The sequence below is a fragment of the Roseovarius lutimaris genome (assembly GCF_900115165.1).
Lineage (GTDB): Bacteria > Pseudomonadota > Alphaproteobacteria > Rhodobacterales > Rhodobacteraceae > Roseovarius > Roseovarius lutimaris.
Genome location: NZ_FOVP01000055.1, coordinates 1 through 5628 on the forward strand (window position 1 = coordinate 1; position 5628 = coordinate 5628).

A 5628-nucleotide genomic window follows, 5' to 3' on the forward strand; every position below is an offset into this window, starting at 1 on the left:
CCGCCATGAAGGAAATCGGCAATGCTGACCGCCAGATGACCGGACGCTGGCTGAACAATCGCGCCGAGAATTCGCATCAGCCGTTCCGACGACGAGAACGCGCCATGACCCGCTTCCGGCGTCTGCGAAGTCTGCAAAAATTCGCCGTCGTTCATTCTTCAGTTTTCAACCACTTCAATTCGGAACGAAGCCTCTCCAGCCGACAGATCTTTAAACAAAACCGAGCCGCTGCTCTTATCGAGTGGCGCGGTCTTTGCATGGCATAAAAGGCGGCCACCCAGACCTAGCTGAGACGAGTTCGAATTCGTCTGACAGCACCGGCTCATCACCTCAAGACCTTGCGCCTGCCTACGTTCCTGCGTGAGCATGACAAGCAGGCCCGTATCTGTGCCGCCGAGGGCGTAGACCATGTGCGCTACCTGGCCCGGCTGAGGCACCGTAAACCTTACCGATCCAGACCATGGAGTTCCAGGGATCAGACGATTACGCTGCTAACATGTCCTGAAAAACGGGATCACTTCAAGGTTACAGACTAAGAGCCACTGATCCACTGCAACAAGACAAGCGTCCAAGCGCCCAGGAAAAGCGTTTCGATTACCAGGAGTGCAATGGCCGCCCCCCCGACTTTGATCACTTCACGCAAAGACGTCTTAAGCCCTACGGCAGAAATTGCCGTTAGCAGTGCCCAACGCGAGACCACTGCCGAAATTTCGGTGATGCCGGGTGGGAATAACCCAAAAGAATTCAGCGCCACCAGAATAGCGAAGGCGACGACAAAGCCGGGCATAATTGCAGGTTGGCCCGCCTTGCTATCTCCGCCTCCTATGCGCCGGATTATGATCACGGCGACCAGGATTACGGGCGCTAACATCGCAACACGAATGAGCTTTACCACGGTGGCAATGTCGCCTGTTTCTTGCGAAATAGAAAACCCAGCACCGACGACCTGCGCAACATCATGAATTGTCGCACCGATAAAAATACCTGAAAATTGGGAATCAAATCCGATTAATTGTGCAAAAATTGGGTAAACGATCATGGCAATTGTCGACAACAGAGTGACGCCGACGATTGTGAATACGAGCCTCTCTTCGGATCTCTCATCACGCGGAAGGATAGCCGCGATTGCCATTGCTGCGGACGCTCCACAAATGGCTACTGATCCGGCCGATAGAAACGCAAATCGTGGGCCGTGACCTAATAGCCTAGCAATGGACATGCCAAATATGATTGTTGCGATCACACCACCAATGACAATCGCGACAATCGACCAGCCCAAAGAAGCGGCCATTTCAAAACTTATTCGCATGCCCAACAGTGCGACACCGAACCGCAACACTGTGCGTGCAGAAAACGCAATCCCTGCGGAACAAGGGCCTTCTTCGGACAAAAAGTTGAGAGCGATACCGAAGAGCAATGCCATCAACATTGCCGGTGCACCATAGTGATCTGAAATAAACTGTGCAGCTATCGCTATCAAACCGGAGATCAGTAACCCCGGGAAAAGGGAACGGGAAACGCCAAGTCTGTCATTCAAGAGAGCAATCATTGATGATCCATGTTGTATTGATTTTTTTGCATCTCGCGCGATCCAAGATAGCGACCGCGCGAGCATCAAGTCCGGCTCTGGCGTAAGAGCCGTTCTTACTACCAGGCCGTTTAGGGCCCAGGCATTCTATGCGGACTCCAGGAACTGAGGTGCCGCAAAGCGAAAAGTGTGATCAATCCATTTGGATTCTCTTACCTTGCCCATCACGCCATTCGGTAACGATGCTGAACACCACCATGACGGCGGAAAGGATAAGTAGGACTGCCGTAATGGGGCGACCAAAGAGATCCAAAATCTGATAATCAAGCAATTGCATTGATTTACCAAAGGCGGATTCACCAATTCCACCAAGGATAAGCCCAAGAACAACACCCGCAGCAGAATATCCGGTCGAGCGCATCATGTAACCCACTGCGCCGGCCAAAAACATGATCCAGACATCCACAAACAAGTTTCTCAGAGCGTAAGAGCCGATGATAGCCAACACTAGAATACCCGGAGCCAGCCAACGAAAGGGTACGCGCAGAATGTGAACCACTGTCTTGGTCTGAAACCAGCCCAAAAAGAGGATAAGGATATTCGCCCAGAACATGGCTGCAAATGTCACCCAAACCAAATCACCAGAGGTGATAAAGATCAGCGGCCCCGGTTCCATTCCATGGATTTGAAATATCCCCATGATCATCGCTGTAAGTGCGCCGCCGGGCAAACCAAGAGCCAACAAAGGTATCATAGCGGCGCCAGTAGCGGCATTATTTGCTGTCTCTGGTGCGACAACCCCCTCAAGTTCGCCGCTGCCGAACTTGTCCTTGTTCTTCGACCACTGACGAGCCTGGCTATACCCCAGGAAGGCGGCAAGTGTCGCGCCAATTCCTGGCAGAACCCCGGCGAAAAGCCCGATGAAAACAGATCGAACGATGGTCCACCGCATAGCGATAAATTCTGCTAGTGCCGGGAATTCGATGGAAGCTTTTGGACGTTTTCTTTTGCCTTTGCTGATGGCAATCGCTTGGCCCATGACCTCTGAAACAGCGAAAAAGCCAAGGATCATCGGTATGAAGTGAATGCCCGCTGACATGTAATACGACTGATAGTCAAAGCCGAAAACCGACCCATTGCTAAATCTTGGTATGCCACCTATCGGGTCTGTCCCGATTGTGGCGATCATCAAGCCCGCGAAAATCGACAACCAGCCTTTCCACAATGATTTTGCACCAATGGACGCTGATACGGTCAAGCCGAAAACGATGAGTGCAAAAATCTCTGGCGGACCAAAGGCGCGCACGGCAAATGTGGCAACGACGCCCGTTGCCATCATCATGACGACTGCCGAGACCGTACCGCCAAGAGCAGAGCAGCTGACTGCTGCACCGATCGCTTTTCCGGCTTGGCCATTCTGCGTCATGGGATAGCCGTCGAGGCAGGTCGGCGCATTTTCCGGGGCGCCGGGAATGTTAAACAAGATTGCTGTAATAGCGCCGCCAAAGACACCGGCACAGTAAATTACCGAGAACAGCATAACGGCGTTTTCTGCGCTCATCGTGACTGTGAAAGGCAAAAGAACCGCGCCTAAAGTTAGCATGTTCACACCGGGAATTGCACCGAACAGCATCCCCCCGAGCAGGCCTAAAAAGAAGATTGATATAGATGTGCCGCTTCCAAAAAGCGTCATTGTGCCTTGTATGAAGAGATCCATCTTTACCTTCCAAGTCGTGCGAATTCAATGATCGCAACATTGATGTCATAGAACGTGCCTTCGTTGCCCAAGGGTAGTGCGACGAAGAAAAATCTGGTGAAAATCAACAGGGTCAATCCGTACACAACGAGCAGAACCAAACTGATCGGTTTCAATTTCCGCACACCTAACAACAGCAAAAACCCGACGATAAATAACGGCAGCGATACATAGGCCCCAAGGCGTGGCGTGAGGTATAGAAATACAAACGGCCAGGCGAAGATCATGAAGCGAAGCGCCCATTGCTTTTTGGAAACGGGTAGCTCTTCGACGTGCTCCACTGTGCTTGATGGCGGACCCGATCGAAGGGAATGCAGTTGTAAAACCAACTGAAATGTTGCGCCCAACAACGCCACAAGGGCGATACCCCGTGGCCAACCGTCCGCGCCAAACCTGTAGTTCGAGATTTCATCGCCAAAATGGCTGGTCTGCTGAAAGTAAAGTCCGATTAGAGCGATCCAGAAGAACCATTCTGCGATATATCGAACATAGGGCGTTAACCCGGTCGGGGCGGAGCCGACTTTGATTTGTTGAGACATTTTGTTTTCCTTGCGGCTGGAACAAGTCAGGCCGATCAATCTTGGTGACCTACTGCTTTTCAAATGCAGTAGGTCACCACGCTTGTCTAAAGCCCTACTCGATCAGGCCAATTTCTTTGTAGATTGAAGTGTAGCTTTCAACTGTCTTGTCGATCAGTGCCTTTGAGCCCTCGCTGTCGCGATAGCTATCAATCAAATCCATGAATTTTGATTGATTGAATTTGGCGTAACCGGGGTTATCAAATGCTACCGCACAAACGGCCTCCAAATAATCGACGCGATCTGCTGGCGTTCCCTTCTTGACATAGAACCCACGGAAACGGGTCAGGGCGTCAAAATCTGCCCCGACTTCACGATGTGTGGGAACTTCCGAGAACACTTCAGGGCGTTCATCGAAGATCGTCAGGATAGGCTTCATTTGACCAGCGTCCAGGAAACTACGCACATCGCCCGGCTGCTCGAAAAGCACGTCGACCTGCGACCCGATCAGGGAACCGTAAGTTTCGGCAGGTTTGTCAAAAGTCACCTGACGCAGATCGAGATCAAGCGCCTCGGACAATTGCCGCATGGTTACAAGTTCCATCGAACCGACAATACCCAACAGCCCCATTGTAACCGTACCAGGGTTGGCCTTGGCGTAGGCCTGGAAGCTATCCCAGTCCGTAAATCTATCTTCGTCCGGGCGGATGTAAATCTGGCTGAATGTAATCTGGGTGGTGCAAAGCGGGATCCAGTCCTCGGAAGGGTTCTCGCGAATGTCCCCCTTGGCATAAGCGGCAATAGCAGTATCGATGTGCTGCATGATCGTATGGCCGTCGGCGGGGGCAATCATAAAGTCGGGAATGGCAGCTGTTCCACCGCCACCGGGCTTGTTGACGATCTGAAAGCTAAGATCGGTTTCTTCTTCCATCGCCTTGGTCATTGCACGTGACAGTTGGTCGGAACCGCCGCCAGCGCCATAAGGCACAATCACTGTAATCGGACGATTACCAAATCTGTCGGGTTTTTCTGGAAGTGTACCTTGGGCCGTCGCCCCGGTCGCAATGAGCGTCGACATGACACTGGTTGCTACCAGTTTAGTGAAAATATTCATAGTTTTCTCCTCCGTTTTTATGTGGCGGAAATAGATCAGCCACTTTGCCCAATTTTTAGAACCCTTGCAGTGCATGCAGGGGCAAGCGGGAACGACGTCGGGCACGCCATTCCTGCCTCACTTCACGTTCAACTTAAGTTCCGCCTCTCCCGGGCCTTCCGCTGGGCCAGCTCTCGGTATTCCAGTATTCTTTTTTTCAAACCCGGCCGGCCACTCGTGCGCACCACGGCCGCGAGATCAAGATCATCGGTATCCGGGCTTGTCAGCCGGAGCATCTCTCTACTGGGCGGTGTCAGAGCAACCTGAGTTGAGATCGGTTATCCGCTTCCCTACGCTGCGCCCATGGAAAAACGTGACCCTTTCAAGTACTTCAAAACCAGCCCTGAGATCATCCGCCTGGCGGTCATGATGTACGTGCGTTTTCCGCTATCGCTGCGCAACGTTGAGGACCTGCTCCACGAACGCGGCATAGACGTCAGCCATGAATCCGTCCGCTTTTGGTGGAACAGGTTTGGCCCGAAATTCGCCTCAGAAATCCGACGCTGCCGAATTCAGCGAATGCGGGCCTGGTCGAACTGGCAATGGCATCTGGACGAGGTGTTCGTCAAAATCAATGGCGAGACCCACTACATGTGGCGCGCTGTCGATCACGAGGGCGAAGTGCTGGACGCCTTTGTTTCAAAGCGGCGCGATCGTAAGGCCGCGTTGAAAT

7 protein-coding genes are annotated in these 5628 nt (G+C 52.4%); 2 read left to right on the plus strand and 5 right to left on the minus strand.

Annotated features, from left to right (window positions below; genetic code table 11):
• Positions 1–266 (plus strand): DDE-type integrase/transposase/recombinase (locus BMZ91_RS20705; protein WP_143076436.1); only part of this gene is annotated, 266 nt, incomplete at its 5' end.
• Here BMZ91_RS20705 and BMZ91_RS21585 read toward each other — a convergent pair.
• The 5 genes from BMZ91_RS21585 to BMZ91_RS20730 all read right to left on the minus strand — a co-directional run bounded on the left by BMZ91_RS21585 (position 159) and on the right by BMZ91_RS20730 (position 4916).
• Positions 159–410: a hypothetical protein gene (locus tag BMZ91_RS21585; protein ID WP_177193950.1), complete on the minus strand. Its 252-nt coding sequence runs from the start codon at positions 408–410 to the stop codon at positions 159–161. The genes BMZ91_RS20705 and BMZ91_RS21585 overlap by 108 nt on opposite strands.
• Positions 411–532: 122 nt before the next feature.
• A complete protein-coding gene (locus BMZ91_RS20715) occupies positions 533–1549 on the minus strand; it encodes a YeiH family protein (protein ID WP_092842476.1) in 1017 nt (338 codons plus the stop codon).
• A 172-nt stretch (positions 1550–1721) separates the two neighbouring features.
• Complete coding sequence (locus BMZ91_RS20720) at positions 1722–3245, minus strand: tripartite tricarboxylate transporter permease (protein WP_092842477.1); 1524 nt, start codon at positions 3243–3245, stop codon at positions 1722–1724.
• Between the two features lie 2 nt (positions 3246–3247).
• A complete protein-coding gene (locus tag BMZ91_RS20725; RefSeq protein WP_143076437.1) occupies positions 3248–3823 on the minus strand; it encodes a tripartite tricarboxylate transporter TctB family protein in 576 nt (191 codons plus the stop codon).
• A 94-nt stretch (positions 3824–3917) separates the two neighbouring features.
• On the minus strand, positions 3918–4916 hold the full coding sequence (locus tag BMZ91_RS20730; protein WP_080459103.1) for a tripartite tricarboxylate transporter substrate binding protein: 999 nt from the start codon (positions 4914–4916) through the stop codon (positions 3918–3920).
• 342 nt (positions 4917–5258) lie between these two features.
• Between BMZ91_RS20730 and BMZ91_RS20735 the strand changes: the two genes are divergently transcribed.
• A partial coding sequence (locus tag BMZ91_RS20735) for an IS6 family transposase (RefSeq protein ID WP_143076438.1) occupies positions 5259–5628 on the plus strand: 370 nt, incomplete at its 3' end.